Origin of the sequence: Pseudomonas sp. EpS/L25 (assembly GCF_001512295.1) — a bacterium.
In the GTDB taxonomy this organism is placed as follows: domain Bacteria; phylum Pseudomonadota; class Gammaproteobacteria; order Pseudomonadales; family Pseudomonadaceae; genus Chryseomonas.
On record NZ_LNUP01000002.1, the window covers coordinates 50,002 to 76,379 of the forward strand.

The following is a 26,378-nucleotide window of genomic DNA, read 5'->3' on the forward strand; positions in this document are numbered from 1 at the left end:
GATCAAGTGAAGCCAGAGGCGTCAAGCACTTCGTGCCAGAACACCCTTGTTCGTGTCTGAAAACGCAAATCGACCGGGAACGTGGGCACGCGGACAAAACCGCTCTGGAATGCGGGTTTTCGAGTGGGAATTTGATCCCACCCTTTTTCGAGCGGGAACAGAGGGAGGAGGGAGGCTATTACTTGAACAGAGTTGTGTTCCCACATTCCCACTCTCGTAATTCAAATGGGAACGCTGCAACCCGCGTCGTTGCTGGCCTGTTCCCACGTTCCCACTGTTCCCGCTGAAAACAGTCAGCAAGGTGATATCTACTAAGAGATTCATGCTTGACTCTCTCCCTCGGCATCCAGGCGCTCGGGGTCGATGACGTAGAACCGAGCATTGCCTCCGCCTGGCGTGCGATAGCGTTTCGTGCGCCGGGAGGTGCGGGCCTCTTCATCCACCTTGGCGAGCGCATTAGCTTCCACCAGGGCGCGCAGGATCCGCTCCTTGCCGTAGCCGGCCGCCGCTTCGAGCAGCGCGGGCGCGTTGAACAGGTAGAGCCGGCGATCGTCGATCAGCTCATAGAAGCCCGCCCGATCGCGCACGGTCGACGCGGCGTGCTCGGCGTGGATCCAGGAGAAGCGGCTGTCGCCGTGCAGGGCGATGAAATCGCCGATACCGCGCAAGATCTGGCGCTCCTCGGCGTTGCCATCACCCATCCTGGCGAGCCATTCGCCGAACAGCTGGCGGCAGGCGTTACCCGCCGCGCCGACCGGCCAGCCCAGTAGGCCGCGTTCCGCCGCCAATTCGCCGGCCAGGGCGAGCACGGCGAACCGATCTGCCACCCGGCCGGCCTGGGAGCTTTCCGTGCGAAAGGTGGCGCGCACCTGGCGGAAGCGATCGAGCAAGTCTTCAGGGGTCTTGAGCAGGCTTTCCACGAACGCTGGCCCCAGGTGGCCATAGTCCTGGCCCACGGCATCGGTCAGCAGCCGGTGGAATTCCTGACCGGTGAGGCCATGCACGTCGTCAAACGCCCGAAAGGGGCGAGTGCCGGCGTTCACGTCCACCATGCGCAGCTCCGCGCCGGCATGGGCACCGTTGCCGGCAATGGCGGCGTGCTCGGAGAGCGAGCGCTCGCCGCTGGACAGTGCAAGGACGCGCCAGGTCAGCTTGGCGCGGCCTTCGCGCTCGCGGGTCATGGTGCTCTTGCCCATGCCGTTGGCGATGGCATAGGCCATCTCCTGGACGCGCTTGGGATCGGCCCGCTTGATCTCGTCCAGGATCAGCACCGTGTCATTGCGCGAGGCGGCCTCGATCTCCACGCCGCCCTTGGACACGTCCCAGGACGCGGCGAAGGTGCCCGGGTTGCCCCAGACCGATGCCGCGAGCAGCTGCGCCAGCGACTTGCCGCTCGAGGAGTCGCCGACCAGGTGAATGCCGCCACCGTTGATGCCCAGCTTGGCCAGCAGCGGCCCGGCTAGGGCGCAGCACACGGACAGAATCAGCACCGGATTGCCCAGGCAGTAAGGCGCGATTTGCGCTTGCCAGTTGGCCAGGGTGCCCTTGTTGGTGAAGAGGTTCACCGCCCGGCCGGAGTCCTGATAGCGCACATTGTCGCCGCCGATCACTCTCGATGGCAGGACGAAGGCGCCGGATTCGTGCCAGCCGGGCTTGGTGGTGGTGGCGATCACCCGCGCCGGGGCGTGGTAGCTGGCGAGGTACGGCGCGACGTGGCGGCGCTGGTGGTACTCGATGGCCAGCCCCTGGCGCATGAGCGCCTTAAGCACCTCGTCGGCCTTGCCGGCCAGGGCTTCCATGGGCATGACCCACTCAATGCGCTTGCCGCGATAGCGGAAGCTAAGCAGGCGACCAATGCTGCCATCCTCGGTGTTTACCGTCTCGGCGTCGACGTGCAGCGGCGAGCAGATCCAGTAGTCGAACGGCACCGGCTTGTCCTCTGGACCGGTGTGCTTGACGCCGTGATACCAGGTGCCTTCGCGGAACTGCTTGCCCTCTTTGAATACAGGACGGTCATAGACGGCAAAGCACGGCCGATCCAGGGTGTCACGGTCCGGCGCCTTGGGTTCGCCGACCAGGCTCAAGCCGCTTTTCGCTTCGGGCGTACTCATGCCGGCACCTCCCAGCGTCCGCTCTGCCAGAGATGCAGGTCGTTGAAGTCGGATAGCTCGGCCGGGCCGTCATAGGGCCAGTCAGGGAAGACCACCAGGGCCTCCGCCGTGGCCGCCGCCCGGTTCGCCGCGGCGCGGCCGGGATTGCCCAGGGTGAGGCGGTCGTCGTCGCCGGCGATCACCAGCTCGACGCGGCGGCCGAACCGCTCGCGCATGGCCAGGGCCACCGGCTTGAGGTTGCCGGCGTTGAGCGCGCAGACTACTGGCGCGCCGGTGTGATGGTGCAGGGTGGCGCCGGTGGCCCAGCCTTCGCAGATGTACAGCCGGGCGCCGTTCTGGACCTTGCCCAGCGGGCAATAGCAGCCCTGCACACGACCGCCGGCCAGGAAGCGCTTGTTGCCCTGGCCATCGATGATTTGCAGGTTGACCAGGCGCCCGCCCAGGACCAGGGGTACGGCCAGCCGGCCATGCGAGATCTGGCGCAGTCCGAACGGTTCTACCTGCTTGGCCTGCAGGTAGGTATGCAGTCGATCCACCGGCTTGCCGTGCTGCCAGAGCAAGGCCGCCTGGCGCGCCGCAGCGGTCTGCTTGTCGTGCAGCTGCGCCTCAGCGTCGCGCTGTTGCTGCTCGAGGCGCTGGCGGGTGGCCAGGGCGTCGGCCGAGGGTTGGCCATCCCCCCTGGCGAGCGCTTCGAATAGGCCCAGGCCTAGGCGTTGATCGATCTCCCGCGCCGCGTCGCCCTGGCGGCAGCCGCGCAGGTAGGCCAGCAGCGACACCAGGTCGCCGCCGTGGGCGGCGCTGTCGGCGAAGTCGTTCCACTTACCGCTGTCCAGGGAGACGCCAAAAGAGCCGGCCTGGCGGTCGCCGCGTGCGGCATTGGGCGCCACCCACTCGCGACCCTGGCGACCGCCTTTCGGCAACCACTCAGGGAGGAGGGTGGTGGCGTTGGCCAGCGCGTGCAGCGCAGCCTGGCGGATTAGGTCGGGGATGCGACTCTCAGCCATGGGCCACCTCCCCATGCAGGCCGACGGTGCGCGCTGCCTTGTAGAGATCCGTGGCATCGGCCAACAGGATGCGAACCACCTCGGCGACGTTGAGCAAGTCCTGGCTGGCGGCGTTCTTGGTGTTCATGCAGGTCAGGCTATCGACCAGGCCATAGGCAGCGGTGAGGCGCTGCTCGGCGCAGTCCACCAGGGCAGCAAAGCCCGGCGTGGTATCCACCAGCAGGACCGAGGCATAGGTCGGGTTGAGGGTCAGCGGAATGAGGTTACTCATGGCCGGCCCCCGTCTGCACCATGGCCAGGAGCAGGCGCAGCAGCGAGAGCGGCACCTGGCGGATGTGGAGCTGGCCAGCCTGCTCGGCGGCGTGAACCTCGGCGCGCAGCTGGTCAGCGACGCCGGGTTGGTGGTTGAGGGCGTCGACGGCATCGAGCATCGCCTCGAGGGCGGGCCGCGACGGTGACTGGCCGGCCGGATTGGCCAACTCGATCAGCAGCTGGTGGAGGGCATTGATGGAATCAGCCATGGCGCACCTCCAGGACGGCGGTGGCCACCGGGGTGACGACGGTAGGCGTGGCGGAAGAAATGGAGAGGGTGGTGGCGGTAGCAGCGGCAGCCGGCGCGAGGCTGGCCTCGAGGGCGCGAGCGCGCTGCATGTGGTGGTTGTAGCGGGCGAGACGAGTAGAAAGGCTGGAGTTTGCGTGCAGGGCAGCCAAGGCCATGGCCTTGTGTGCGGCGACGCCGATGCAACGGGGGGACGGATTGAGGGCGTGCGAACGCTTCATGGGTGGGGCTCCTAGAGTTGGGGAGCTGCCACGAACCGTCGCCAAACGATTTTGGGTGGCAGCCGTGCGCAGGTTGGCGAACCGGGACTCTAGGAACCCGGCAGACCTTTCGGTCTCCCGCGCACGACCGCCATAACACGGCATTGCGAGCACAAAAAAAGCGCCTGCAATGGGATGGTGGGCGCCTGTGCGCCTAGAGTTGATCGGGTCGCCAAACCCGGTCGCGGATTTTGCCGCGACGTCATGACTATAGGCTGTCCTCGGAAGGCTTGGCAAGGCTTGAGCGTGCTGTACCTGTAACAGGTCGTGCAGTACGGCGGCGCTGGCCGCACGGGCCGAACGGCTGAAAACGCCCAGGGCTGTGGTAGCCTTGCGGGTGCGAATTGATTGGTTCTGAGCCCTGGCAGCGTTGGCGCGCTTGCCGGGGCTTTGTCTTTTCTGAGACATGCAAAACTCCTCTCCGCCGAGCAAGCCCGGCGGCGTATGCGTATGGATTCAGGAAGGGAAGCGGGGGTGGATCAGCAGTCGGTCAGGATGACCGGGGTGTCGACGCTGGTCTGGTTGAAGATCAGGGCACCGCCTGGCAGGCCGTTGGCGGTGTGCTGGCCGCCGTTGGCAGTGCCAGATACGTTCAGCTCGATCTTGGCACCCACACGGCTCGGGCCCAGGCGGCGGAAGGTCTGCTCGCCGGGCTTGCGCGCTGCGTCAAAGAGGGCGCTTTCGATGCTGGCGAGGTCTTCCACGGCGAAGGTGATGGACTGGTTGTCGATGGTCAGGGTGCAGCGGTTCATGGTGGATCTCCGAGGGTAGGGGACTGCTAGGCCTAGGGCGCAGCGCTGATGAGCTTTCGCTCGGCGAGGCGTTCGGCGATCCACTGATCGATTTCCGCTTCCAGCCACGCGACGCTGCTCCGGCCGATGGGGACCGGCTCCGGGAAGGTGCCGGCACGAATGTCGGCATAGATCGCAGCCCGGCTTTTGCCGGTCTTGAGTTCCACCTCGCGGCGCCGCAGCAGGCGATTGCCCAGGTTGATGCGCTCGATGGGGCGGAATGCGCTCTGTGCCGGCTTGCTCATGCACGTTGCTCCCTGGCAGCGATGCGGCCTTGAATCCACGCCTGCACCTCGCTCAGGACGAACCCCACCGGGGCGTTCCGGGCTGTGCTATCGCTGAGTTTCACCGGCTTGGGGAAGGTCGGATCTGTCTTCATCAGGCGATGCGCCGTGGTGCGGGAAAGGCAGGTCAAGGCGAGCAGCTCGGGCATACGCACGAACCGCAGCGATTCCTGGCTGAGGCTGACATGTTGTTTGTTGGAATTCGTGCTCACGCTACGTCTCCCTCTGCCTGGCCGGGGCGAGCCGCTTCGGCATCCTGCTTGAGGTCGTCCAGTGCTGCTCGGCGAAGGGCGCTCGGCGCATAGGGAAGGGTGACATCAGGACTCGGCTGACTGGATGGGCTCAGGCGATGGGTGATCTCGTCGATGCCCAGGAAGGTCGCGCCGCAGACCGGGTTCCGGCAGATAAGGAAGGTGCGCGACAAAAGCGGGTGCTTGCTCGTCGAGCTACGTTTCACCAGGGAGGCACCGCAGTCCGGGCACCGGCGCCGCGGCGTGTTGTTTCGGGTGGATTTGGGAATGTTGGTCATGGTTGGCATGCCTTGGATTCTGGACGTGCCAAGCTTCCCTTGGACTGCTGAGGAACGATATGCGGCGGATTTGTAGCGAGCGCTGCCACAAGTAGTCAGAGGGAAGAGCATGCTGTGCTGGGGGCTGGAGAGGGTCATTCGGCACCTCCCTGGCGGCGAGTTTCCAGCCAGCGGGCGACGTCCTGCTCGCGATAGCGCACCAGGCGCCCGACTTTGAGGAACGGCAGGTCGTGGCGGCCAGTGCTGCGCCAAGTGGCTAGCGTACGAAGGGAGACGCCCAGCGCCTGGGCTGCGCGGCGGGGCGTCCAGAGGTCAGCGCAATGCGCTGTAGGTGAGGGATAGTGCATCTTCGTCTCCGTAATGCGTTCTCGATGACGGAGCGAAGGGTGCTAGATATAGCTGTGCTGGAGCGGAATTTCCCAAATCCGATTTCGGATTTGGACCTCAATCTACTGATTTCAGCGCTTGCGCTATCAGCTTCCTAAACCCAGCGCCTCTCACACCGTGTCCCTCGTGGCGTTTTGTCTTGGCTATGTCCGCCAAGGCGTCAGCGATCCGAGAAGCGTTAGGGCGATCTCCACGACGGAAATCTAGATGCTGGCTTGGCAATGTCTCCAAAGCATCCAGTTTTGCACCGAGCTCCGCTATCAGATGCGCAGCGAAACCGAGGGCGCGCAAAGCTGGTTCATTAGTCGCGTGCTGATCACGGCCATCATAGGCTTCGCTGTTAGGAAGATCCCAACTAAGAGGAGCGTTTCCTGCCACATAGCTTGATGCCTCGACCTCCATCTCATCACTGCCGCGATGTTTGAGCCCTAGGTATTTTATTAGTCCAGTAGGTATAGGTTGCGGATGTGGAAGTTGATCTGCGAAACCCTTCAAGTCGCTTAGGTGGAATAGGTATACGATGCGCTCATCACTAAATGAACCTATATCGTCATTCTTGAGCGGATAGCAAACCCAATTTTTAGCCTGAGCGTCGAGCACAGTAATTCCGAGTGGATTAGAGGTGTCTCTTTCTATGGCAAGTTTGAAGGTGAGAAAATCTTGTATAGGAATAGGGCCTGCAAATATGCATTCATCGGTTAGAACGCTGACGTCTATCGGAGGGCGACTCTCCGCTTCGATGCGAAGCAGCATCCCACCCTTGCGTATCACCGCTCTATCGAAGTTGCCAACCAAATGGACTTCCGGGCGGTCTACCGCCCACACATGAACTATTATGAGCTTTGAGAGCAGTGCATTCTCAAGCATTTCAGTAGTGAACGGTTCTTTCGTGGTGTCAGTTAGCCACGCGGCTGCCTCTTCAAAAGACAGCCACTGTTTAAAGTGATAGGTGCTCATCCCTGTTGGCTCGCAGCATTGAAATTCACAGTAACAACATTGCCTTTTTCAAGCTTGTCCAAATGATCTGCATACCACTGCATCATCACTCGTCGCTGATCGAGATAGATGGCCTTGTTGTAAACGCCCGCTACGCCCTGCTCGGCATGAGCGAGTTGCGCCTCAACATGCTCACGAGGAAACCCATGCTCACGCAGGGTCGTCGAGGCGATGTGGCGGAAGCCATGACCCGTCTGCCTGCCCTCGTAGCCCATGCGTCTGAGCGCCATGTTGAAGGCCATGTTGCTACGCGGCTTCTTGCGGTCGTTGCGCCCAGGGAAGAGCAGCGGGTAGTGCCCATTCAACTGCTGGATGCCCTCCAGCAGATCGAGCGCCTGGCGAGACAGCGGCACCAGGTGATCGCGACGCTTCTTCATGCGGCTGGCCGGAATATTCCAGATGGCGGCCTCTAGGTCGAACTCCGCCCAAGGGGCCTCCCGTAGTTCGCTCGGCCGTACCCCCGTTAGCATCAGCAGCTTCAGGCCGAGGCGGATGTCATGTGCATGGGGATAGGCGCTCATCGCGCGTAGGAGGTCCGGCAGCTCCTGTTGCGAGACGTGAGCATAGTTCTCGGCCGGCTTGGTCTGCAGGAATCTGTGCAGCCCTTCGAGCGGGTTGTGTGTAGCCCGCCCGGTGACCCTGGCAAGGTCATAAATTTCCTTGCAGAAGCGGCGCACGTTGCCCATCTGATCGATGATGTCTTTTCGCTCCATGCCCCTCAGAAACTCCATCCACTCGATGGGCATGATGTCGGTGAAGGGACGGGGCCCGAAGGCCGGGAATACATGCAGCTCAAGGGCGCCGATGATTCGCCGGGCGGTGCCTTCCTCCCAGCGCGGCTTGCGAGCGTCGTACCACTCGCGAGCCAGCTTCTCGAAGGTGTTAGTCGCGGCCAGCGCCTCGGCGGCCTTGCGCTCTCGTTTGGTCACCATAGGGCTTTTGCCGCTGGCGGCCTCCGTTTTCAAATCGGTAGCCTTGGCGCGGGCAGCAGCACCGGTCACGGCTGGGTAGGCACCCAGGCCGAGCCAAGACCATTTGCCGTCGGGCTTCTTGTAGCGAAGCTCCCAGCTTTTCTGGCCGTTGGGTTTGACACGGAAGTAGAGGCCATTGCCATCCTGCTCGCGGTAGACAGCGGCTTCAGGCTCTAGGGTCTGTACGAAAAATGCCTGCGCTCGGTGATGCTTCGTTGAAAAAGGCTTCGGAATGCTCATTTACCACTTGTAAACTCCGCTTCCTCAGCCTTTTTCGCCTCGCCTAACCTTCGCTCGGCGACTTTTCGTACAGAACCTAGGCTGGAGAGGGTGGTGTCGGAGAGGGGGCGACGCTTGATGTCCTGGCGCTTCATCCTTGTATGCCTTCGGTTCGAATTTTTCCGCGGCATACACATCGGCATACACGGTGCGGTGGAATGACCAGAGACTACATGGAACTACCAGAAACAACAAAGCCCGCACTGGGCGGGCTTTTGAGGGTGTTTCTGGTACTACATGGGACTACCAGAAACAAGGCAATGGTCGGAGCGACTGGATTCGAACCAGCGACCTTCTCGTCCCGAACGAGACGCGCTACCAAACTGCGCTACGCTCCGTGATGGATGGCGCGCATTCTACCTAAAACTCATGCAAGCACAAGGGGTTAGGTGAAAAAAACGCGCCGGGCAGGAATCACAGCTCCTTGATGGTACGGACCTGATCCTTGTTGATGCGGGTCGGCTTGCCGTCGAGCTGCTTGAAGGTATAGAAGCCCGAGTCTTCATCGTACTTGGGCGTGTCGGTGGCCTGGATCTCGCGGCCATCGTTGAGGGTGATGACGCTGGGCGTGGAGCAGCCGGCGAGCAGGGCGCTGGCAACGACCAGCAGGGCGGCGGGAAGCAGGTGCTTGTTCATGAGGTGGTCTCCTTTCTTGGCAACCAAGCGGCCTTAGGACCGCGGGCGGAGAGCCGAGTTCGTCCCGGAACCGCTGGGTCACGCCTTCTGCTGCTGCTGCGCGGTGCAGATCAGGGGGCGGCGTCCAGCGCCATGGGGTCGTTGAAGTTGGCGAGACGGGCATCGTCTTCGGCGAAATCCACGCCGGTCAGGCCGAGGGGCAGCAGCGCCCCGCGCGGGCTGCGTTCGCCGTCCTTCCAGGCCTGGCGCAAGGCCGGCAGCAGTTGGCGGGGCAGGGCGGTGAACAGCGGTTGCCAATAGCCGCCCTGGCGCGCCATGACCGGGCCCTGGCTGGCCTGGGCCGCGGTCAGCAACTGGAGGGCGAGAGCGGCGTCGATACGCGGCGCATCGCAAGGCAACAGGAGCACCCAGTCATGGCGCGCCACGGCGAGGCCGGCGAGGAGGCCGGCCAGGGGGCCAGGAAAGCCGGGTTCCTCGTCCGCCACCACCTGATCGGCCCACTGGGCATAGCGCTCGGCGTTGCGGTTGCAGGAGATGATGAGGTCGTCGGTCAACGCCCGCACCGCGGCCTGTACCTGGGCCACCAGCGGCTGGCCTCGCCAGTCCACCAGGCCCTTGTCGCGCCCACCCATGCGTTGCCCACGGCCACCGGCGAGGATGAGGATGGAGGTAGCGGTCGGAGTGGGCATGGCGAACCTGTGGCAAGCGAAGGGGTCGAGGGAGGGCAGGCGGTGCCTGTGCTATAACACGACCTTTAATCCTAGCCCTGGATCGATCAGATGAGCCACAAAGCCGAGGCGGTTTTCGTACCGCTGAACATCGCCGTGCTGACGGTCAGCGACACCCGGACCTTCGAGACCGACACCTCCGGGCAGCTGTTCGTCGACCGCCTGGAGTCCGCCGGCCACTTCCTCGCTGCCCGGGTGTTGCTCAAGGACGACCTCTACAAGATCCGCGCCCAGGTCGCGCAGTGGATCGCCGATGACCAGGTGCAGGTGGTACTGATCACCGGCGGCACCGGTTTCACCGGGCGCGACAGCACCCCCGAGGCGGTCGCCTGCCTGCTGGACAAGCAGGTGGATGGCTTCGGTGAGCTGTTCCGGCAGATTTCCGTAGCCGACATCGGTACCTCCACCGTGCAGTCCCGCGCCCTGGCCGGCCTCGCCAACGGCACCCTGGTCTGCTGCCTGCCGGGTTCCACCAACGCCTGCCGCACCGCCTGGGACGGCATCCTCGGCGAGCAGCTGGACAACCGCCACCGGCCCTGCAACTTCGTGCCGCACCTCAAGCAGGCCGAACCCTGCGGGCCGCGCGGATGAGCCTGCTGTCCCTGGAAGAGGCCCTGGCCCGCCTATTGGCCATGGCCGCCGAAGACGGCCCCTTGCCGCTGGAGCGCGTCGCGCTGGAGGAGGCCGACGGCCGCATCCTGGCTGCGCCCCTGATCGCCGACCTGGATCTGCCGCCCTGGGACAACAGTGCCATGGACGGCTATGCCCTGCGGCTGGACGACTGGCAGGGCGAGCCGCTGCGGGTGTCCCAGCGCATCTTCGCCGGCCAGGCGCCTGGCGCCTTGGAGCCGGGCACCTGCGCGCGGATCTTCACCGGCGCGCCGCTGCCCGCCGGTGCCGATTGCGTGGAGATGCAGGAAAACGTCGAGGTACTGGCCGATGGCCGGGTGCGCTTCCTGGAGCTGCTGCGCCCTGGGCGCAACATCCGGCGTCGCGGTAACGAGGTGAGGGTGGGCGACGAGGTGCTGTCCGCCGGCACGGCCCTGGGACCGGTCGAGCTGGGGGTGGCCGCCTCCCTCGGGCGCGCCCGGGTCGAGGTCTATCGCCGACCCAAGGTCGCGGTGCTCTCCACCGGCGACGAGCTGGTCGCACCGGGCCAGCCGCTGGGGCCGGGGCAGATCTACAACAGCAATTGCGCCCTGCTGATCGGCTGGCTACGGCGGTTGGGCTGCGAGGTGTCGGACCAGGGCATCCTGCCAGACGATCTGGCCCAGACCCGGGAACGCCTGGCTTCGCTGCAGGCCGATCTGATCCTGTCCACCGGCGGGGTGTCGGTGGGCGAGGCGGATTTCCTCGGCCAGGCCCTGCGCGCCGAGGGCGAGCTGACCCTGTGGAAGCTGGCGCTCAAACCGGGCAAGCCCCTGACCTGTGGGCGCTTCCGTGGCATCCCGGTGATCGGTCTGCCGGGCAATCCGGCCTCGACGCTGGTGACCTTCGGCCTGCTGGCGCGGCCCTATCTGCTGCGGCGTGCCGGCAAGATCGAGGTGGCGCCGTTGAGTGTCGAGGTGCCGGCGGGTTTCGACTGGCCACGCGCCGGCGCACGCCGCGAATACCAGCGGGCGCGCCTGGAGGACGGCCGCGCCGTGCCCCACCGCAACCAGGGCTCCAACGTGCTGCAGACCGCGGCCTGGGCCCATGGCCTGGTGGAGATTCGCGAGGACCGTACCTTCGCCGTGGACGATCCGGTGCGCTTCATTCCCCTGGCCGAATTGTTCAAGCCCTAGGCTCTGTACGAAAAATCGCCGAGCGAAGGTCAGGCGAGGCGAAAAATGCTGAGGAAGCGGATCGGACCCGCGCTCGGGTTTACGAATGGTAAACGAGCATTCCGAAGCGTTTTTCAACGAAGCATCACCGAGCGCAGGCATTTTTCGTACAGAGCCTAGCGCAGCGGCGGTCGGACTGAACGTGGCCGACAGGGCACAGTCCTAGTCTCCAGATTCGCATGCCGGGCAACGCCCGGCGCCTGCGGCGCCATCTCGCCGCGCAGCGCCAACCTTGGACGACGATCATGACGACTACAGGCAACCTGGCTGATGCAGCCCTGGTCATCCTCAATGGCAAGGAAACCGGCAACGAGGCGGTGCGCGAGGCGATCCTCGCCCGGCGCGCCGCCGGTCACCGGGTCGACGTACGGGTGACCTGGGAAGAAGACGACGCCGCGCGCTTCGTCGCGCAGGCGACCCGGGAGGGTTACGGGACGCTAGTGGCGGCGGGCGGCGACGGCACCCTGCGGGCGGTGGCCGAGGCCATGGCCCTGAACCAGAGCCAGGCGCGCCTCGGCCTGCTGCCGCTGGGCACGGCCAACGACTTCGCCAATGCCGCCGGGGTACCCCTGGAGCCGGCGGCGGCACTGGCGCTGCTCGATGGACCGGTGAGTACCATCGATCTGGTGGAGGCCGAGGGTCAGCTGTTCCTCAACATGGCCACCGGCGGCTTCGGCTCCCAGGTGACCGCCAACACCCCGGGGGAACTCAAGCGCCTGCTGGGTGGTGCGGCCTATCTGCTGACCGGCCTGACCCGTTTCGCCGAGGTGCATTCGGCCCATGGCCGCTTCCGCGGACCGGGCTTCGAGTGGGAGGGCGAATTCCTCGCCCTGGGCATCGGCAACGGCCGCCAGGCCGGGGGCGGGCACGTGCTCTGCCCGACGGCGCTGGTCAACGATGGCCTGCTCGACATCGGCATCCTGCCGGCGTCCCAGGATGTGCTGGGCACCCTGGGCGAATTCCTCAGCAAGGGCTTCAGTACCGAGGAGATGTTCGTGCGGGCACGCCTGCCCTGGGTCGAGCTGGAAGCCGCCGAGGGCCTGGACATGAACCTGGACGGCGAACCGGTCAAGCGCGAGCGGGTGAGATTCGAGGTGCGTCCGGGTATCCTGCAGGTCTACCTGCCGGTGGATTCGCCCCTGCTGGGCGCCACCGCCGGCACGCTGGCCGCCCCGGCGGCCACTTCCTGAGAGCCTGTTCAACGTCTCGCGAGCTAGAGACAAACAAGGCGCAACGACCAGCGGGAGTAACAGCCAAGGGCTGGCCCGCAGGGTGAGCGCCAGCGAATCAAATGGCTGAGGAAGCGGATCGGACCCGCGCTCGGGTTTACGAGTGGTAAATGAGCATTTCGACGGGGCCGCCCAGGTGGGGCTGGCGACCCAGGCCATTTTTAACGCGGTTTGGCCGACGCGCAGCAGACTTTGAACAGGTTCTGAGCAGGCGTTTGCGGAGGGTACCTTGGAGCTACTGATCAACGCGGGAATCGTGCTGGCCACCGTGGCGGGCATGGAAGCCTTCGCCTGGTGGTCGCACAAGTACATCATGCATGGCTGGGGGTGGGGCTGGCATGAGTCCCACCACCGGCCACGCACCGGCTGGTTCGAGAAGAACGACCTCTACGCCATCGTCTTCGCCGCCCTGGCGATCCTGCTGATCGCCCTCGGCAACGCGGGCTACTGGCGGCTGCAGTGGATCGGCGCCGGCATGACCCTCTACGGGCTGCTGTACTTCATCGCCCACGACGGCCTGGTGCACCAGCGCTGGCCGTTCCGCTACGTTCCGCGCAGCGGCTATCTGAAACGGCTCTACCAGGCGCATCGCATGCACCATGCGGTGGACGGGCGGGAGGGCTGCGTGTCCTTCGGTTTCCTGCTGGCGCCCACCACCCAGCAACTCAAGCGGCAGCTGCGCGAGATACACGGTGGCGCGCTGGACTCCTCACGCGAACGCAAGGCGCGGGACCAGGTGCAGGAAGGCGTGGACTAGGCGAGGAGGGGAGCGCCTCCTGGGAGGCGCTTACCGGGGTCAGGCAACGGCGGGTGTGTCGTAGGCGGCGAACAGCGAGTGGGCGTACTGGCTACGTTCGCTCTCGTTGCGCAGCAGGTCGATGAATTCCTTGGCCGGGGGATTGAGGGTGCCGGCGGAGGCTGCCGCGACCACCTCGGCCTGTTCGCCAGCGGCCAGATCGGCGAAGCCAGCACCCAGGCGCTCGACGCAATAGGCATCCAAAACCGCCAGGCCATCGCGCAGCAGGTCGCGCAGATTGGCGCCTTGCTGGACCTGGGCCTGCTCGTCGAAGGGATCGACGACGTTCAAGCGATCGCCATGGGCATAGGGGGTGAGCATGTGGCGGTCGATGAATTCCGGCAGGCGGGTATCGGCCTGCTCGCTATCGGCCTGCAGGTGGACGCACAGGGCGACCAGGGCGCGCCACTGGGTGGCGTTGAAGAATTCGGGTTTGTAGGCGGACTGAGCGGTGCCGGAAAGGCCAAGGGCAAGGAGTGACGCGGGGGCAGCGAAAAGTTCGTGCGAAACAGCCGTTTCCGTCTTGTGCATGTGCAAATCCCATACTCGAAGGCTGACTACTGGATGCAGCGCTCTGGCGCGGGCATCCATCCATCCGCGGCCCGTGGAAGCTGTTCACGATCTGCTGCGCGTCGGTCAAACGGCGTTGAAAAAGCCTTCGAAATGCTCATTTACCACTCGTAAACTGCGCTTTCTCAGGCTTTTTCGCCTAGTTTGTCTCTAGCTCGCGAGAGCGTGAATAGCTTCTTGGAGGGTCGCTTTGATCCGACCCGTTTATCGCACAAAAGTTTGCTGGCGTGCACCCCCAAGGTGCGCAGAAATGTGACTGGCGCAAGACGGGCGACGTCAGCGGCGCGGCCGGGTCCAGAGGTCGACCGGGCGTGGCTCGTTGCGCTGGTGGCGCGACAGCATGGCGCGGGCGGCGCCACGACAGACCAGGCGCAGCTTGTCGGCGGTGCTGGTACTGACGCGCTGATCCCAGGCATGGGCGCCCAGTTGCAGCACCTGTACCCCGATCTCACGGTAGACGCCGCGAGCCGTGGCGATGGCCCAGGCCGAGCGCAGGGGCAGGGCGGCGATGCCCTGGCGCGCCGAGTCGTAGTAGGGCTCGGCCAGGCGTACCAGGCGCTCGGCGAGTTGCGCCACGGCTTCACGGTGCTGCGGCGCCGCCAACTCGGCGGGAGGCACGCCGAGTTCGTCGAGCCACCTTCGGGGCAGGTAGACGCGGCCGATGCGGGCGTCCTCGACGATGTCGCGGGCGATGTTGGTGAGCTGGAAGGCCAGGCCCAGGTCGCAGGCGCGATCCAGGGTCTCCTCGTCGTCGGCGCCCATGATCCGCGCCATCATCACGCCGACCACCCCGGCGACGTGGTAGCAGTACTCCAGGGTGTCTTCCAGCTCCACGTAGACGCGCTCTTCCACGTCCATGCGAAAGCCGGCCAGATGATCCAGAGGCAGGGCCAGGGGAATGCCGTGGCGCTGCACCACGCGCTGGAAGGCGGCGAAGGCTGGGTCCTGCAGGGGCTCGTCGGCATAGGCGGCGCGGGTCAGGCGCTCCAGCTCGGCCAGCCGCGCCCGACCGCCGAGGCGGTCGCCCTCGACCTGGCCATGCCCCAGCTCCTGGCCATCGATGACGTCGTCGCAATGCCGGCACCAGGCATAGAGCAGTACCGCGCTCTCGCGGGTCTCGGGGGCGAACAGCTTGGCGGCGGCGGCGAAGCTCTTGGAGCCGACGGCGATGCTCTGCTCGGCGTGGTCGACGACATCGTGGCTGGCAGTCATGGCTAACCGTGCTCCGCGAGGATGACGCTGGCGGTGGCCTTGGCCGAACCGACCACGCCCGGCACGCCGGCGCCGGGATGAGTGCCCGCGCCGACCAGGTAGAGGTTGGGGATGACGGTATCGCGATTGTGCGGCCGGAACCAGGCGCTCTGGGTGAGGATGGGTTCCAGGGAGAAGGCCGAGCCCAGGTGCGCATTGAGCTCCTGGCGGAAATCGGCCGGGGTGAAGATGCGCGAGGTGACCAGGTTGGCCCGCAGGCCGGGCATGTAGCGCTCTTCCAGGTAGGCGAGGATCTTGTCACGCAGGCGCGGGCCTTCGACGCTCCAGTCGACGTCGGCATTGCCCAGGTGCGGCACCGGCGCCAGCACGTAGTGGGCGCTGTGGCCGGGCGGGGCGAGTGACGGATCGGTGACGCAGGGCGAATGCAGGTAGAGCGAGAAGTCGTCCGGCACGCCGGGACCCTTGAAGAGTTCGTCGATCAGGCCGCGATAGCGCTGGCCGAAGCAGACCATGTGGTGTTCGAGACCGACCGGCGGTTGGCTCAGGCCGAAGTGGATGACGAACAGCGACATGCTGTGCCTCTTGCGCTTGAGGCGGTTGCCCTCGACCACGCCATGGGTGTGGTGACCGAGCAGCTTGCGATAGGTATGCACCACGTCGGCGTTGGAGGCCACCAGGTCGGCCTCGAGCTGGCTGCCATCGGCCAGGCAGACGCCGGTGGCCCTATTGCCTTCGGTGAGGATGCGCTCCACCGGGGTGTTCAGGCGCACTTCGCCGCCGAGGTCGGTAAAGAGCTTCAGCAGGCCCAGGACCAGCTGATGGGTGCCACCCTTGGCGAACCAGACGCCCCACTTGCGTTCCAGCGCATGGATCAGCGCATAGATCGAGGAGGTGGCGAAGGGATTGCCGCCCACCAGCAGGGTATGGAAGGACAGGGCCTGGCGCAGCTTTTCGTTCTTCACGAACCCCGACACCTGGGTGTAGACACTGCGCCAGGCGGTGAGCTGGGCCAGCTTCGGCGCGGCGGCGAGCATGTCGCCGACCTTGAGGAAGGGCTTGGCGCCGAGGCGGACATAACCCTCTTCGAAGACTGCCTGGGAATAGGCCAGGAAGCGCTGGTAGCCGGCCACGTCATCCGGCTCCAGGGCGCGGATCTGCTCGTCCAGGCGGGCCTGGTCGTTGACGTAGTCGAAGCGGGTGCCGTCTTCCCAGCACAGCTGGTAGAAGGGACTGACCGGCAGCAGCTCGACATAGTCGCTCATCCGGCGGCCGCTGAGGGCGAACAGTTCTTCCAGGGCCGAGGGGTCGGTGATGACGGTGGGGCCGGCGTCGAAGGTGAAGCCGGCATCCTGGTAGACGTAGGCGCGGCCACCGGGCTTGTCGCGACCCTCGATGAGGGTGGTGGCGATGCCGGCCGACTGCAGGCGCACCGCCAGGGCGATACCGCCGAAGCCAGCGCCGATGACGATGGCCCGCTTGGGCGCGTTACCTTGGGTCATGTTGCTTCCTTGAACTGGGGAGGACGAGCCAGGGCGGCATCCAGCGCCGGTTTCAGCGGTACCGGCGGTTTGCCGGAGAGGATGCGCAGCCGATCGAAGGTGGTGAGGCGGCCGGCGTAGAACCGTTGGATGAGCGGTTCGCCGAGGCCGTAGAACCTTTGCATGACGCGCACCCGGTGCTCGGGGCGGCCGGCGAGGAAAAGCATGCGATTGAGCAGGCGGAAGAAGCCCTGCTGTCGCCAGCGCCCCTGGGCGTAGTGGCGCAGGGTAGCGCGTAGCGCCGCGCTGGAGTCGAAGGGCTGGGCGGCCAGGTGCTCCGCCAGGCGCACCGCCTCGGGCAGCGAGTAGCCGGTGGTGGGATGGAACAATCCGGCGGCCAGGCCGATGGGCGCACCGGCCGTGACGTGGTCCCAGTAGCTGTCCACGTCGCCACCGAGGGTGATGGGCAGGATGCCCTGTTCTTCGCGCAGCACCTCGGCGATGGTCCAGTCCTGCTGGCGGGCGTAGTCGGCCAGGTGCTGGCGCAGGCGTTCCACCGGCAGGCTTTCGCCATCGGCGTAGTAGGTGTCCTCGATCAGCAGGCGGTCGGGCGCCAGTGGCAGGGTATAGACGAAACGATAGCCGTCCAGCTGGTCGACGGTGGCGTCCATCACGATGGGTTCGGTAAGGCCATGGGGACTGGCGAGGCGTACCTCCTGGCCGAGGAATTTCTGGTAGCCGAGCCACAGCGCCGGATCGGGCCGCGGCCCTCGGGCATCGATCACCACACCGGCGGCCAGGGTGTAGCCATCGGCGAAGACCAGGCCATCGTCCTGCAGCCGCAGCACCTCGCGCCCCAGCAGCAGGCGCTCCGCCGGCAGGCGTGCGCTCAGCACCTCATGGAAGCGTTCGGCGCTGATGCTGGCGTAGCCGCTGTTCAGCTGGCGCTGTCGCTTGGGGAAACGCACCTCGTAGCGCGGCCAGCGGTAGGCGACCAGGGGATCGATCCAGGCGTGCTGCGGCGCCGTCAGGTCCGGCTCGTGAAAGGACCAGGTGTGGTTGCCGCCCAGGCGTGGACCGGCCTCCACCAGACGCCAGTCCAGCTCGGGACGGGTTTCGGCCAGGCGCAGGGCGAGCAGGCCACCGGCCAGGCCGCCGCCGACGATCAGCAGGTCAGGACGCACGATCCCGTCCTCGTGCGGCCAGGCCGTCCACCAGTCGCGCTGCCGTGCTGGCGCCACCGGCCGCCGCGGCGATAGGCACGAAACGCTCGGCGGCCCGCCGATAGGCCGGATCGGCCAGCACCGCGCCGAGGGCCTGGGTCAGGCGGGCCCGGCTGGCCAGGCGTGGCGCCAGGCAGATACCGGCGCCGACCCGCTCCAGGCGACGGGCGATGCCCGGCTGGTCGAACACCATGGGCAGCGCCAGCATGGGTTTGCCGGCGGCCAGGCAGTCCAGCACGGTATTGAAGCCGCCATGGGTGATGACGGCATCGGCGCGGGCGATGACGGCTTCCTGGGGCGCGAAGTCGGTCACCCAGGTGGCGCCGTCGTCCAGCAGGCGCCGCTCGGAGGTGCCGTCGAGCCGGCCGCAGTGGGCGATCAGCACCTGCGCACCGAGCTGGCGACAGGCCTGGGCCACCCGCCGGAACAGCGCCAGCCGGCTGCCCTGCAGGGTACCGAAGGAGGCGAAGACGAAGGGCCGCCGCGGGTCGAGTTCCAGCTCGAAGCGCTGCTGCCGGACGCTGGGCGAGCGCAGCGGGCCGACTTCATGGAACTGCGCGGGCGGCATGTGCCGCGGAAAGTCGAAGCCGGGCAGGCACTGGCTCAGTTGCAGGTAGGGCGAGAAGCAGTCGTCCAGGGTCCGCCGCTCGCCGAGCCCGAAGGCCTGGGCATGGCGCTGGATGACCCTGCCCTGGCGGCCCATCATCAGGTCGAACACCCGGGTCGCTCCCTGGACGATCTGGCGCTCGCGCTCGCTGGTGGGATAGGCGAAGGGCAGGGTGGGCAGTGGCAGGTCAGGCTCGCGATTCATCGGCACCGCGCAGGCCAGGGAGGCATAGGGCAGGCCGAGATGGTCCCCCAGCAGGCCACCGGCGGGCTCCATCTGGTCGGCGATCAGGCAGTCGACACCCAGGTCGCGCAGGGCGCCCGGGCCCTCGCGGCAGAACAGGTCGGTGTTGCGCGCCATGTCGGCGATCACCCCGAACACCGCCCAGGGCTGGCGACTGGCGGTGCGGGCGAGCAGGGGCGCCAGGCTGCCGCGCGGATGGCTGGCGGCGCCGATGGCCTGGAAGTCGACGCCGGGCGGACGCGGGCGGTCGCCGACGTCGGCCTGATGCAGCAGGGTGACGCGATGACCGAGCTGTACCAGGGCCTCGCCCAGCACCAGATGGGTGGACAAGTGGCTCGGCAGTGGCGGCGAGATCAGGGCGACATGCATGGCGGCGTCCGGTCGGCTGGCCTTCACTATGGGCGTTGCAGCGCGTTGGCGTCCAGCAGCTCGGCCTGGCGCAACTGGGCCAGGTTGGCCGAGCCGGTGCAGAAGCAGGCGATGCGCAGTTGCTCGATGACCACGCGAAAATGCGCGATCACCGCCTCGGTGGATTGGGTCGCGCCGGGCAGCGCGGCGGCCGCCTGGCCGGCGAGGTCGGCACCGAGGCGGATGGCCTTGGCTACGTCGATGCCGTCGCGGACGCCACCCGAGGCGATCAGGGTCGCCTGGGGGCAGGCGGCGCGCACCTGGCGCAGGCTCTCGGCGGTGGGGATACCCCAGTCGGTGAAGGCGCGGGCGATGGCGCGCTGCTGCTCGTCGCGGGCACGCTCGGCTTCCACCGCCGCCCAACTGGTGCCCCCGGCACCCGCCACGTCCAGCACGGCCACGCCAGCGTCCAGCAACCGACGGGCGACCCGGCCGGACAGGCCTGCCCCCACTTCCTTGACGACCACCGGCACGGAGAGATGTGTAACCAGGTTTTCCAAGGCACCCAAAATACCGTGCCAGCGGCGATCCCCACCGGCCTGCACGGCTTCCTGCAGCGGATTGAGATGGATGATGAGGGCATCCGCTTCGATCATCTCCACCGCGCGCCGCGCTTCGTCGAGGCCGTAGCCCGCCACCAGTTGCGCCGCGCCGAAGTTGGCCAGCAGCGGCACGTCCGGTGCGAGCCGGCGCAGCTCGCCGGTCAGGCCCTGGTCGCCACCCCGCTGCAGGGCGATGCGCTGGGAGCCGACGGCGAGGGCGATACCCAGGTCCTGGGCGGCCTCCGCGAGATGGCGATTGATCAAGGCAGCCCGCTCGGGGCCGCCGGTCATGGAACTGATCAGCAAGGGGGCTGCCAGGGAACGATCGAACAGGTGGGTGCCGAGATCGATGTCATCGAGGTCGAGTTCGGGCAGGGCGCAATGGGCGAACCTCAGGGTGTCGAAGCCCGTGGTGACGGCGCTGCGGGCCTTGTGGGGATCCAGCACGATATCCAGATGGTCGTTCTTGCGGCTTGCCAGTTCCCAATCCACCATGTCTTCTAGAGTCCGCCCTGAGTGACCTTTCGTCGGTCGTTGTGGTCTGGTAGGGGACGACGGGTTCGCTTGGCGAAGGACCTAATCCACCGAGGTGCGACCGTTCGTCGGTCCTACACCTGGAGTATCTCGACTCATGGCGACCGTATTAGTGCCGAACGCGACAGACAATTTTGCCGCCACCCTGCAATGGCAGCGTACCCGTATCGACGAGCGTCTGGCAGAGCTGTTGCCGGCCGGTGACGATCCGGTCGCCGAGGCCATCCGCAGCGGGGTCCTCGCGCCCGGCAAGCGGCTGCGGCCGTTGCTGATGATCCTGGCCGCCGAAGATCTCGGTCAGCCTGACGAGGCCGTGCTGGATCTGGGCTGCGCGGTGGAGATGGTGCATGCCGCCTCGCTGTTCCTCGACGACATGCCGTGCATGGACGACGCCCGCCTGCGCCGCGGCCGGCCGACCTTGCACGTGCAGTACGGCGAGGACGTCGCCATGTTGGCCGCCGTGGCCCTGCTCAGCCATGCCCTGCGCCTGGTGGCCGGGCTGGAAGGAGTACCGGCGGAGATCCGGACCCAAATGGTTTGCCAGCTCGCCGATGCCGTGGGCACCGCCGGACTGGTCTGCGGCCAATACCATGATCTGCACGGGGGACGGCAGGCGCGTCCGGCCGATGCCATCGCCCTCACCAACCAGCTCAAGACCGGTGCGCTGTTCTCCGCTGCCCTGGGCATGGCCGGCCTGACCCTGGTCACCTCCGCGCAGCAGCGCGAGGCGCTGCACGTCTTCGCCTGCCAGCTCGGCCTGGCCTTCCAGTTGCTCGACGACCTCGACGACGGCAAGGGCCTGGGCAAGGACGCCGGTAAGGACGGTGACAAGTCCACCCTGGTCAGCCTGCTGGGCCGTGAGCATGCGCAGCGCCAGCTGCAGAGCCATCTCAAGCAGGCGCGGGACGCCCTGGCCGCGGCGGATTGTGGCGATGGCGCCTTGGCGGGCCTGCTCGATATCATCTTTCGTCCGCGTTAGAAACTGTTCACGATCTGCTGCGCGTCGGCCAAACGGCGTTGAAAATGCTTTCGAAATGCTCATTTACCAGTCGTAAACTGCGCTTTCTCAAGCATTTGATTCGCTGGCGCTCACCCTACGGGCCAGCCGTTGGCTGTTACTCTCGTTGGTCGTTGCGCCTTGTTTGTCTCTAGCTCGCGAGATCGTGAATAGTTTCTTAGGGCGAATTCCTCGGCATCTTGCCCTCTAACCTCTTGAACGCCGTTTCCAAGAGAGGAGCCTAGAAATGTCCAAGTGGAAAATCGCCTACAGCAACAGCGACGGTAATACCTCGGTGGTGTCCACCGAGGCCGAGCAGAAGCCCGACATGGAGCGCATCGCCCAGATCGTTCGCGACGATGCCCTGGAAGACTACGACGACAGCGAAGTCCCGCGGGATTACGACGAGCCTACGGTGGCGCTACTGGAGCGCCATGGCATCACCATCACCGGGATCACCGAGGAAGGTTGACCGCTAAGAGCCTGTTCAAAATCTGCTGCGCGTCGGCCAAACCGCGTTGAAAATGGCCTGGGTCGCCAGCCCGGTCGGAATGCTCATTTACCACTCGTAAACCCGAGCGCGGGTCCGATCCGCTTCCTCAGCCATTTGATTCGCTGGCGCTCACCCTGCGGGCCAGCCCTTGGCTGTTACTCCCGCTGGTCGTTGCGCCTTGTTTGGCTCTAGCTCGCGAGATTATGAACAGGCTCTAAGGTGTCTGGCCCTGGCGCAGGGGCCAGATACCCCCATCCCCCACCACGAAGAACCGCCGCGCCGGATCAGGTGCCAGCAGGTGCCCGCCGGTGAAGTCGCCGAACGCCGGCAGGATCAGGACCTGATCATTCTCCAGACAGAAACAGGGCAGGCGCAGCGCCTGGCGGCCGCGGCCGTGCAGGCGGAAGGCAGGATGGATGTGGCCGGCCAGCACCGGCAGGCGTGGGTGTGGATCAGGTTCGTGCTGCAGTGACAGGCCGTCCAGCTCCAGCGGCTCGGCTACCACCTCGATGCCCAGGGTGGCTGGCGGGTCACCGGCGCGGCGATCGTGATTGCCGCGGATCAGCAGCATGCGCAGCCGGGCCTGGCGTTCTCGCCAGCGTTCCAGCGTGTCCAGGGTAAGGGGGGCACGGGATTCCGGAGCATGCAGGAAGTCCCCGAGAAAGATGATCTCCCGGCAGTCGTAGCGCTCCAGCAGGCTGTCCAGGCGAGCGACGTTGCCGGCCGTGGTCCCGTGCGGCACGGGCTGGCCCAGGGCGCGAAAGGCCGCGGCCTTGCCGAAATGGATGTCCGCCACCAGCAGCGCGCGCCGTGCCGGCCAATAGATGGCCTTTTCGGCGAGCAGCCAGAGTTCGATACCGGCGAGGACGAGGGAGTGGTAGGCAGGCATGACGTCTCCAGAAAACGCTTCCTGCTCTGATGGCCGTTGCGTTCCAGGGTTCAGCAGCGTTGCGCTCTGGGCAACACAGGCGCCCGGATCGGCTATTGGTGACGACGGATGGGCAGACCATACTCGTCTGGACTGGCTGAAACGCACAGGGAGCGGAATCCATGATGGCACTTTGGCCACGGCTGCAGCAGCAGGCCCAGGACCAGGCGGCGCGCACGCCGCGCCTGGCGGCCTATCTCGATACCCGTATCCTGCGGCATGCCTCCTTCGCCGGCGCCCTGGCCGATCGCCTGGCCCAGGGGCTGGCGCAGCACGCGGCCGGGGTGGAACTGCAGGACTGGTTCACCGAGTTGCTCGACGCGGACATCCTCGCCGCCGCCACCGCAGATCTGGAGCGACTGGCGCTCATCAATCCGGCCTGTCCGGACGAGCTTTGCGGCTTCCTCGAGTTCCGCGGCTTTCTCGCGGTGCAGGTGCAGCGCCTGGCCCATCGGCTGTGGCAGGCCGACGAGCGCCACGCCGCCGTGTTGCTGCAGAACTGGACCGCTACCGCCTGGGGGCTCGATCTGCACCCGGCGGCGCGCCTGGGCCGCGGCCTCTTCGTCGACCACGGCCTGGGCCTGGTGATCGGCGAGACGGCAGTGGTGGAGGACGAGGTCAGCCTCTGGCATGGCGTCACCCTCGGCAGCACCCTCAACGAAAGCGGCGACCGTCATCCCAAGATTCGTCGTGGCGCCCTGGTCTGCGCGGGAGCCACGGTGCTGGGCAATATCGAAGTCGGTGCCGGTGCCCTGGTGGCGGCCGGCGCCGTGGTGACCCGCCCGGTGCCGGCGGGGCGCGTCGTCGGCGGCGTACCGGCGCGCGACCTGGGACCGGTCCCCGCCGCCCTGGGCGCCCTGCAAGCCGCGGAGGTGGTCTGATGGCCCTGGCCCAGCGACGTTTCGGCATCGATCATCCCCTGGTCAGCGTGCGGGACCATGCCGCCGCCCTGGCGAACTATCGGCGCCTGGGCTTCGCGCCGTCGCCCATCAGCTACCATCCCTGGGGCACTGTCACCAGCCTGATGATGTTTCCCAGCAACTTCATCGAATTGATCGGCGTGGCCGATCCCGGCAAGTTCGGCACCGCGGCGGTGGACGGCTTCTGCTTCGGGCGCCGGCTCGGCGAATTCCTGGCGCGGGAGGAGGGCGTATCCCTGGTGGCGTTGCACAGTACCGACTGCGATGGCGACCATGCCGAGCTGGTGGCGCGGGGTCTCGCCAGCCAGGGCCGCATCGACTTCCGCCGCGCCATGCGGCTGCCCGATGGCAGCCCTGGCGAGGCGGTGGTGTCCCTCGGACTGTTCCTCGATGACGAGCTGCCCGACGTCTCCAACTTCATCTGCCACCAGCATCGCCCCGAGCTCATCTGGGTGCCCGGGTGGCAGCAGCATCCCAACGGCGCCCAGGGCATCGCGGCCCTGACCTACGTGGCAGCGGAGCCGGAGCGACTGGTCGCCCGCTGGCGGCTGATCTACGGCGACGAGGCGGTCGGCCAGGTCGATGGCGTGTTCCAGGCCGACAGCGGTTGCGGCCGCTTGCGTGCCCTCACGCCCGACCAGGCCGCCGCCGAGTACGGTGCGGTTGGCTTGCCCCAGGCGCGCGCCGAGCGCCCCCATGCCATCGCCATTCGGGTGGCGGTGGAAAGCCTGGCCCTGGTAATCAAGGTGCTGGCAGCGGGCGGCCTGTCTGGTGTCGAGCGGGGCGGCTGCCTGCAGGTGGCGCCAGAGCACTGCGGCAACGTGATCCTGGAATTCGCCGAGGGGTGAGATTGGCCCAAGTCGATCGGGGCGTGGCGGTCCGCCGCCGCGACTGCCCAAGCGTCTTATCGCGGAGCCCTAGGGCATCCGCTCCCACCCCGGCGAGAGGTCCGGCTGGTCGGCCAGGTGCGCCGGGCATTTGCCCTTGAGGTGCCAGGCGAAGGCGATGATCTCGGCCAGGGTGCGATAGAGCGCTTCGGGAATCTCCGCGCCCAGCTCCAGCCGCGCCAGGATGCGCACCAGGTCGGCGTTCTCGTAGATGGGCACCTCGTGCTCGCGGGCGGTGGCCAGGATGAGTTCGGCCAGCTCGGCGTCGCCCTTGGCCGAGAGGATCGGGGCGCTGCTGCCGTCGTAGGAGAGGGCGATGGCCTGGCGGGGGGCGGGCGTGCTCATGCGGTGTCGTCGATCCAGCGTTGTTCGAGGGCGGTACGGGGATTGCGGGCCGGGCGGCCCTGGCGACTGCTGAGGTCACCGACCACGAAGCCGGCGGCCAGCAGCCGTTCGCGCAGATGGGGCAGTTCGGTGTCGATCAATACGGCGGTAGCGCCCTTTTCCGCCCAGAATTCGCTGGACAGCCGGCCACTGGCGAGCTGGGCCTTGACCTGCAGCGGACCGAGCGGCGCCAGATCGAAGGCCAATTCCACCTTCCACAGGCTGTCGCGGGCTTCACCGCGGGCGTCCGGCGGGGGGCGTTCTTCCTGGAAGCGCACCTGCACCGCGCCGAGGCGCTCGCCATCGCGCCAGGGGATTTCGGTTTGCCAGGTCGAGAGGTAATAGCCATCCGGCAAGACCTGGGTCTGGGCCAGGCTGGCGAGCTGGTGGGTCTGCAGCCGGGCGATGACTCCGGTGGCCAGTTGCAGCAGTTCGTCGAGTTCGGCGTTGGTAGCGGCCAGGCCGCGGCCATCGCGTTCGCCCAGGGGGAAATCCAGGTCGCTGGGCTGGCGGCTGGTGGTAGCCGCGCCACCCAGGGCGCGGCGCAGGGCATCGGGCAGGTTCTGCTGGGCGGTCTGGGCCAGCACCTGGGGGTTGCGTAGCGGATCGCCCGGCACGCTGGCCAGCAGGCGGTCTACCAGGCGCAACAGGTTGGCCTTGAAGTCTTCGCCGACGTCGGGCCCGGTCCGGTCCAGCAGTTGCTGTTCCAGCTGCAGTCCACTACGAGCCAGGGCGCGGGCCCAGCCCTGGGGGGTGGCGAGGGTCTCGGTGTCTTCCAGATTGGCCAGCAGCGCCTTGAGCGCAGCACCCACGGCCGGGGGCAATTCCTGCTCGGGGAGGGCGTCCTGCAGCCACTGCAGCAGGCCGTTCATCGACAGCTGGCGCTGACCCTGGCTCTGCAGCTGGCGGTCGATGTCGAGCTGGTCGAGGCGCTGGGCCAGGGGCATGACCGCGACTTCCTGGCTGTCCTTGATCACCACGGTGAGCAGACTGCCCACCGGCACCGGACGGGGCGACTCCAGCTTGAGCTGGCGACCTTCGAGGCTGGAGGTGAGTGCCTTGGCGAGTACCTCGTAGCTGGGCGCCGCGCCAGGTGTCTGCTGCAGCAGGCTGCTCAGTACCCGCAATTGCAGGGTGGTACCCACCGGCAGCTGGCGCAGGTCCAGGTGCTGCAGCGGCGGGGGCGGCGCCTCGCCGTCCAGGCTTTGCAGCAATACGGCCAGTTGCGTGGAGCCCAGGGTACTCACCAGCAACTGGCTACCCACCGGCAGGTTGTTGGTCGGACTCTGGGTGGTGAGCAGCACACTGCCGCCCTGGGCGAGCTGCAGTTGCAGCAGGAACTGGAAGTTCTGCCCGGCTGGGCGAGTGGCCAGCACCTCGGCGCTGGCCGTGGTGCCGGGCGGGATGAGATCGTCGAGGGACTGCAGGGCCTGGAGGATCTGCGCGCCGGCATCGGACGCCTGCGCCGCCGCGGCCCGGACGGGCAGGGTGGGCGTGACGCCGGTGCTGGGCGGGATCGCGGAGATGGAAGTCATCGACAGGTCCGAAAAAAGTCGCCTCTGTGCTGCC

At 66.6% G+C, this 26,378-nt stretch carries 31 protein-coding genes and 1 tRNA gene; 8 read left to right on the forward strand and 24 right to left on the reverse strand.

The features are described 5' to 3' along the window. Window positions 1-320: 320 nt before the first annotated feature. From AR540_RS01500 to mobA, 15 genes are all read right to left on the reverse strand, one after another. Window positions 321-2,111 (reverse strand): DUF927 domain-containing protein, encoded by a 1,791-nt coding sequence (locus tag AR540_RS01500; RefSeq protein ID WP_059226098.1) that lies wholly within the window; start codon window positions 2,109-2,111, stop codon window positions 321-323. Then, window positions 2,108-3,115 (reverse strand): toprim domain-containing protein, encoded by a 1,008-nt coding sequence (locus tag AR540_RS01505; protein WP_059226099.1) that lies wholly within the window; start codon window positions 3,113-3,115, stop codon window positions 2,108-2,110. The genes AR540_RS01500 and AR540_RS01505 overlap by 4 nt, the downstream gene beginning before the upstream one ends. Then, window positions 3,108-3,386 (reverse strand): hypothetical protein, encoded by a 279-nt coding sequence (locus AR540_RS01510; RefSeq protein WP_059226100.1) that lies wholly within the window; start codon window positions 3,384-3,386, stop codon window positions 3,108-3,110. The genes AR540_RS01505 and AR540_RS01510 overlap by 8 nt, the downstream gene beginning before the upstream one ends. Continuing rightward, window positions 3,379-3,636: a hypothetical protein gene (locus AR540_RS01515; protein WP_059226101.1), complete on the reverse strand. Its 258-nt coding sequence runs from the start codon at window positions 3,634-3,636 to the stop codon at window positions 3,379-3,381. The genes AR540_RS01510 and AR540_RS01515 overlap by 8 nt, the downstream gene beginning before the upstream one ends. Further along, window positions 3,629-3,895, reverse strand: a complete 267-nt coding sequence (locus tag AR540_RS01520; protein WP_059226102.1) for a hypothetical protein — start codon at window positions 3,893-3,895, stop codon at window positions 3,629-3,631. The genes AR540_RS01515 and AR540_RS01520 overlap by 8 nt, the downstream gene beginning before the upstream one ends. Before the next feature lie 518 nt (window positions 3,896-4,413). Next, complete coding sequence (locus AR540_RS01525) at window positions 4,414-4,686, reverse strand: hypothetical protein (protein WP_059226103.1); 273 nt, start codon at window positions 4,684-4,686, stop codon at window positions 4,414-4,416. Window positions 4,687-4,718: 32 nt separating this feature from the next. Then, window positions 4,719-4,970, reverse strand: coding sequence for a helix-turn-helix transcriptional regulator (locus tag AR540_RS01530; protein ID WP_059226104.1), 252 nt, complete (start codon window positions 4,968-4,970; stop codon window positions 4,719-4,721). Further along, entirely contained in the window at window positions 4,967-5,221 is a 255-nt protein-coding gene (locus tag AR540_RS01535) for a helix-turn-helix transcriptional regulator (protein ID WP_236711991.1), read from the reverse strand. The genes AR540_RS01530 and AR540_RS01535 overlap by 4 nt, the downstream gene beginning before the upstream one ends. Continuing rightward, the gene (locus tag AR540_RS24520) at window positions 5,218-5,538 is read right to left on the reverse strand and encodes an ogr/Delta-like zinc finger family protein (protein ID WP_082706942.1); all 321 of its coding nucleotides are present in this window, start codon (window positions 5,536-5,538) and stop codon (window positions 5,218-5,220) included. Before AR540_RS24520 ends, AR540_RS01535 begins: the two co-directional genes overlap by 4 nt. A 134-nt stretch (window positions 5,539-5,672) precedes the next feature. After that, the gene (locus AR540_RS24525; protein WP_082706876.1) at window positions 5,673-5,885 is read right to left on the reverse strand and encodes a helix-turn-helix domain-containing protein; all 213 of its coding nucleotides are present in this window, start codon (window positions 5,883-5,885) and stop codon (window positions 5,673-5,675) included. 97 nt (window positions 5,886-5,982) lie between these two features. Then, window positions 5,983-6,882 carry a hypothetical protein gene (locus AR540_RS25145; protein ID WP_153014147.1) on the reverse strand — a complete coding sequence of 300 codons (900 nt, stop codon included), beginning with the start codon at window positions 6,880-6,882 and terminating at the stop codon, window positions 5,983-5,985. After that, window positions 6,879-8,132: a tyrosine-type recombinase/integrase gene (locus tag AR540_RS01550; protein ID WP_082706877.1), complete on the reverse strand. Its 1,254-nt coding sequence runs from the start codon at window positions 8,130-8,132 to the stop codon at window positions 6,879-6,881. Before AR540_RS01550 ends, AR540_RS25145 begins: the two co-directional genes overlap by 4 nt. Window positions 8,133-8,432: 300 nt before the next feature. Further along, a tRNA-Pro gene (locus AR540_RS01555) sits at window positions 8,433-8,509 on the reverse strand. A 76-nt stretch (window positions 8,510-8,585) separates the two neighbouring features. Beyond that, window positions 8,586-8,807 carry a YgdI/YgdR family lipoprotein gene (locus tag AR540_RS01560; RefSeq protein ID WP_059226108.1) on the reverse strand — a complete coding sequence of 74 codons (222 nt, stop codon included), beginning with the start codon at window positions 8,805-8,807 and terminating at the stop codon, window positions 8,586-8,588. Between the two features lie 110 nt (window positions 8,808-8,917). Beyond that, the gene (gene mobA / locus AR540_RS01565) at window positions 8,918-9,496 is read right to left on the reverse strand and encodes a molybdenum cofactor guanylyltransferase MobA (protein ID WP_059226109.1); all 579 of its coding nucleotides are present in this window, start codon (window positions 9,494-9,496) and stop codon (window positions 8,918-8,920) included. 90 nt (window positions 9,497-9,586) lie between these two features. Here mobA and moaB point away from each other — a divergent pair, with 90 nt between their 5' ends. The 4 genes from moaB to AR540_RS01585 all read left to right on the forward strand — a co-directional run bounded on the left by moaB (window position 9,587) and on the right by AR540_RS01585 (window position 13,344). Next, window positions 9,587-10,126, forward strand: coding sequence for a molybdenum cofactor biosynthesis protein B (moaB, locus tag AR540_RS01570; protein ID WP_059226110.1), 540 nt, complete (start codon window positions 9,587-9,589; stop codon window positions 10,124-10,126). Further along, a complete protein-coding gene (locus AR540_RS01575) occupies window positions 10,123-11,319 on the forward strand; it encodes a molybdopterin molybdotransferase MoeA (protein ID WP_059226111.1) in 1,197 nt (398 codons plus the stop codon). The genes moaB and AR540_RS01575 overlap by 4 nt, the downstream gene beginning before the upstream one ends. A gap of 284 nt (window positions 11,320-11,603) precedes the next feature. After that, entirely contained in the window at window positions 11,604-12,548 is a 945-nt protein-coding gene (yegS, locus tag AR540_RS01580; RefSeq protein WP_059227882.1) for a lipid kinase YegS, read from the forward strand. Between the two features lie 268 nt (window positions 12,549-12,816). Continuing rightward, a complete protein-coding gene (locus tag AR540_RS01585; RefSeq protein WP_082706878.1) occupies window positions 12,817-13,344 on the forward strand; it encodes a sterol desaturase family protein in 528 nt (175 codons plus the stop codon). A 39-nt stretch (window positions 13,345-13,383) separates the two neighbouring features. Here AR540_RS01585 and AR540_RS01590 read toward each other — a convergent pair whose 3' ends face one another. The 6 genes from AR540_RS01590 to fni form a co-directional block, all read right to left on the reverse strand. Then, on the reverse strand, window positions 13,384-13,914 hold the full coding sequence (locus AR540_RS01590; RefSeq protein ID WP_059226112.1) for a gluconate 2-dehydrogenase subunit 3 family protein: 531 nt from the start codon (window positions 13,912-13,914) through the stop codon (window positions 13,384-13,386). Window positions 13,915-14,229: 315 nt separating this feature from the next. After that, window positions 14,230-15,165 carry a phytoene/squalene synthase family protein gene (locus AR540_RS01595; RefSeq protein ID WP_059226113.1) on the reverse strand — a complete coding sequence of 312 codons (936 nt, stop codon included), beginning with the start codon at window positions 15,163-15,165 and terminating at the stop codon, window positions 14,230-14,232. 2 nt (window positions 15,166-15,167) lie between these two features. After that, entirely contained in the window at window positions 15,168-16,664 is a 1,497-nt protein-coding gene (locus tag AR540_RS01600) for a phytoene desaturase (RefSeq protein WP_059226114.1), read from the reverse strand. Further along, on the reverse strand, window positions 16,661-17,827 hold the full coding sequence (gene crtY, locus AR540_RS01605; protein ID WP_059226115.1) for a lycopene beta-cyclase CrtY: 1,167 nt from the start codon (window positions 17,825-17,827) through the stop codon (window positions 16,661-16,663). Before crtY ends, AR540_RS01600 begins: the two co-directional genes overlap by 4 nt. Then, entirely contained in the window at window positions 17,817-19,085 is a 1,269-nt protein-coding gene (locus AR540_RS01610) for a nucleotide disphospho-sugar-binding domain-containing protein (RefSeq protein WP_059227887.1), read from the reverse strand. Before AR540_RS01610 ends, crtY begins: the two co-directional genes overlap by 11 nt. Window positions 19,086-19,111: 26 nt before the next feature. Beyond that, a complete protein-coding gene (gene fni / locus AR540_RS01615; protein WP_059226116.1) occupies window positions 19,112-20,161 on the reverse strand; it encodes a type 2 isopentenyl-diphosphate Delta-isomerase in 1,050 nt (349 codons plus the stop codon). Between the two features lie 136 nt (window positions 20,162-20,297). Between fni and AR540_RS01620 the strand changes: the two genes are divergently transcribed. After that, entirely contained in the window at window positions 20,298-21,179 is an 882-nt protein-coding gene (locus AR540_RS01620) for a polyprenyl synthetase family protein (protein WP_059226117.1), read from the forward strand. 265 nt (window positions 21,180-21,444) lie between these two features. Beyond that, entirely contained in the window at window positions 21,445-21,669 is a 225-nt protein-coding gene (locus tag AR540_RS01625; protein WP_059226118.1) for a hypothetical protein, read from the forward strand. Window positions 21,670-21,904: 235 nt separating this feature from the next. Here AR540_RS01625 and pdeM read toward each other — a convergent pair whose 3' ends face one another. Continuing rightward, entirely contained in the window at window positions 21,905-22,579 is a 675-nt protein-coding gene (pdeM, locus tag AR540_RS01630) for a ligase-associated DNA damage response endonuclease PdeM (RefSeq protein ID WP_059226119.1), read from the reverse strand. 161 nt (window positions 22,580-22,740) lie between these two features. Here pdeM and AR540_RS01635 point away from each other — a divergent pair, with 161 nt between their 5' ends. Together AR540_RS01635 and AR540_RS01640 are read left to right on the forward strand one after the other, a co-directional pair. After that, the gene (locus AR540_RS01635) at window positions 22,741-23,499 is read left to right on the forward strand and encodes a serine O-acetyltransferase (protein WP_059226120.1); all 759 of its coding nucleotides are present in this window, start codon (window positions 22,741-22,743) and stop codon (window positions 23,497-23,499) included. Further along, window positions 23,496-24,386: a VOC family protein gene (locus tag AR540_RS01640; RefSeq protein WP_059227890.1), complete on the forward strand. Its 891-nt coding sequence runs from the start codon at window positions 23,496-23,498 to the stop codon at window positions 24,384-24,386. Before AR540_RS01635 ends, AR540_RS01640 begins: the two co-directional genes overlap by 4 nt. 69 nt (window positions 24,387-24,455) lie before the next feature. Here the strand turns inward: AR540_RS01640 and AR540_RS01645 are convergent, their stop codons facing one another. After that, window positions 24,456-24,770: an EscU/YscU/HrcU family type III secretion system export apparatus switch protein gene (locus AR540_RS01645; RefSeq protein WP_059226121.1), complete on the reverse strand. Its 315-nt coding sequence runs from the start codon at window positions 24,768-24,770 to the stop codon at window positions 24,456-24,458. Further along, a complete protein-coding gene (gene fliK / locus AR540_RS01650; protein WP_059226122.1) occupies window positions 24,767-26,344 on the reverse strand; it encodes a flagellar hook-length control protein FliK in 1,578 nt (525 codons plus the stop codon). Before fliK ends, AR540_RS01645 begins: the two co-directional genes overlap by 4 nt. Window positions 26,345-26,378: the final 34 nt, after the last annotated feature.

Bases quoted from the DNA above. Each gene is read 5' to 3' on its own strand.
- AR540_RS01500 (WP_059226098.1), bottom strand. From the start codon at position 2,111: ATGAGTACGCCCGAAGCGAAAAGCGGCTTGAGCCTGGTCGGCGAACCC.
- AR540_RS01505 (WP_059226099.1), bottom strand. From the start codon at position 3,115: ATGGCTGAGAGTCGCATCCCCGACCTAATCCGCCAGGCTGCGCTGCAC.
- AR540_RS01510 (WP_059226100.1), bottom strand. From the start codon at position 3,386: ATGAGTAACCTCATTCCGCTGACCCTCAACCCGACCTATGCCTCGGTC.
- AR540_RS01515 (WP_059226101.1), bottom strand. From the start codon at position 3,636: ATGGCTGATTCCATCAATGCCCTCCACCAGCTGCTGATCGAGTTGGCC.
- AR540_RS01520 (WP_059226102.1), bottom strand. From the start codon at position 3,895: ATGAAGCGTTCGCACGCCCTCAATCCGTCCCCCCGTTGCATCGGCGTC.
- AR540_RS01525 (WP_059226103.1), bottom strand. From the start codon at position 4,686: ATGAACCGCTGCACCCTGACCATCGACAACCAGTCCATCACCTTCGCC.
- AR540_RS01530 (WP_059226104.1), bottom strand. From the start codon at position 4,970: ATGAGCAAGCCGGCACAGAGCGCATTCCGCCCCATCGAGCGCATCAAC.
- AR540_RS24520 (WP_082706942.1), bottom strand. From the start codon at position 5,538: ATGACCAACATTCCCAAATCCACCCGAAACAACACGCCGCGGCGCCGG.
- AR540_RS24525 (WP_082706876.1), bottom strand. From the start codon at position 5,885: ATGCACTATCCCTCACCTACAGCGCATTGCGCTGACCTCTGGACGCCC.
- AR540_RS25145 (WP_153014147.1), bottom strand. From the start codon at position 6,882: ATGAGCACCTATCACTTTAAACAGTGGCTGTCTTTTGAAGAGGCAGCC.
- AR540_RS01550 (WP_082706877.1), bottom strand. From the start codon at position 8,132: ATGAGCATTCCGAAGCCTTTTTCAACGAAGCATCACCGAGCGCAGGCA.
- AR540_RS01560 (WP_059226108.1), bottom strand. From the start codon at position 8,807: ATGAACAAGCACCTGCTTCCCGCCGCCCTGCTGGTCGTTGCCAGCGCC.
- mobA (WP_059226109.1), bottom strand. From the start codon at position 9,496: ATGCCCACTCCGACCGCTACCTCCATCCTCATCCTCGCCGGTGGCCGT.
- moaB (WP_059226110.1), top strand. From the start codon at position 9,587: ATGAGCCACAAAGCCGAGGCGGTTTTCGTACCGCTGAACATCGCCGTG.
- AR540_RS01575 (WP_059226111.1), top strand. From the start codon at position 10,123: ATGAGCCTGCTGTCCCTGGAAGAGGCCCTGGCCCGCCTATTGGCCATG.
- yegS (WP_059227882.1), top strand. From the start codon at position 11,604: ATGACGACTACAGGCAACCTGGCTGATGCAGCCCTGGTCATCCTCAAT.
- AR540_RS01590 (WP_059226112.1), bottom strand. From the start codon at position 13,914: ATGCACAAGACGGAAACGGCTGTTTCGCACGAACTTTTCGCTGCCCCC.
- AR540_RS01595 (WP_059226113.1), bottom strand. From the start codon at position 15,165: ATGACTGCCAGCCACGATGTCGTCGACCACGCCGAGCAGAGCATCGCC.
- AR540_RS01600 (WP_059226114.1), bottom strand. From the start codon at position 16,664: ATGACCCAAGGTAACGCGCCCAAGCGGGCCATCGTCATCGGCGCTGGC.
- AR540_RS01610 (WP_059227887.1), bottom strand. From the start codon at position 19,085: ATGCATGTCGCCCTGATCTCGCCGCCACTGCCGAGCCACTTGTCCACC.
- fni (WP_059226116.1), bottom strand. From the start codon at position 20,161: ATGGTGGATTGGGAACTGGCAAGCCGCAAGAACGACCATCTGGATATC.
- AR540_RS01620 (WP_059226117.1), top strand. From the start codon at position 20,298: ATGGCGACCGTATTAGTGCCGAACGCGACAGACAATTTTGCCGCCACC.
- AR540_RS01625 (WP_059226118.1), top strand. From the start codon at position 21,445: ATGTCCAAGTGGAAAATCGCCTACAGCAACAGCGACGGTAATACCTCG.
- pdeM (WP_059226119.1), bottom strand. From the start codon at position 22,579: ATGCCTGCCTACCACTCCCTCGTCCTCGCCGGTATCGAACTCTGGCTG.
- AR540_RS01635 (WP_059226120.1), top strand. From the start codon at position 22,741: ATGATGGCACTTTGGCCACGGCTGCAGCAGCAGGCCCAGGACCAGGCG.
- AR540_RS01645 (WP_059226121.1), bottom strand. From the start codon at position 24,770: ATGAGCACGCCCGCCCCCCGCCAGGCCATCGCCCTCTCCTACGACGGC.
- fliK (WP_059226122.1), bottom strand. From the start codon at position 26,344: ATGACTTCCATCTCCGCGATCCCGCCCAGCACCGGCGTCACGCCCACC.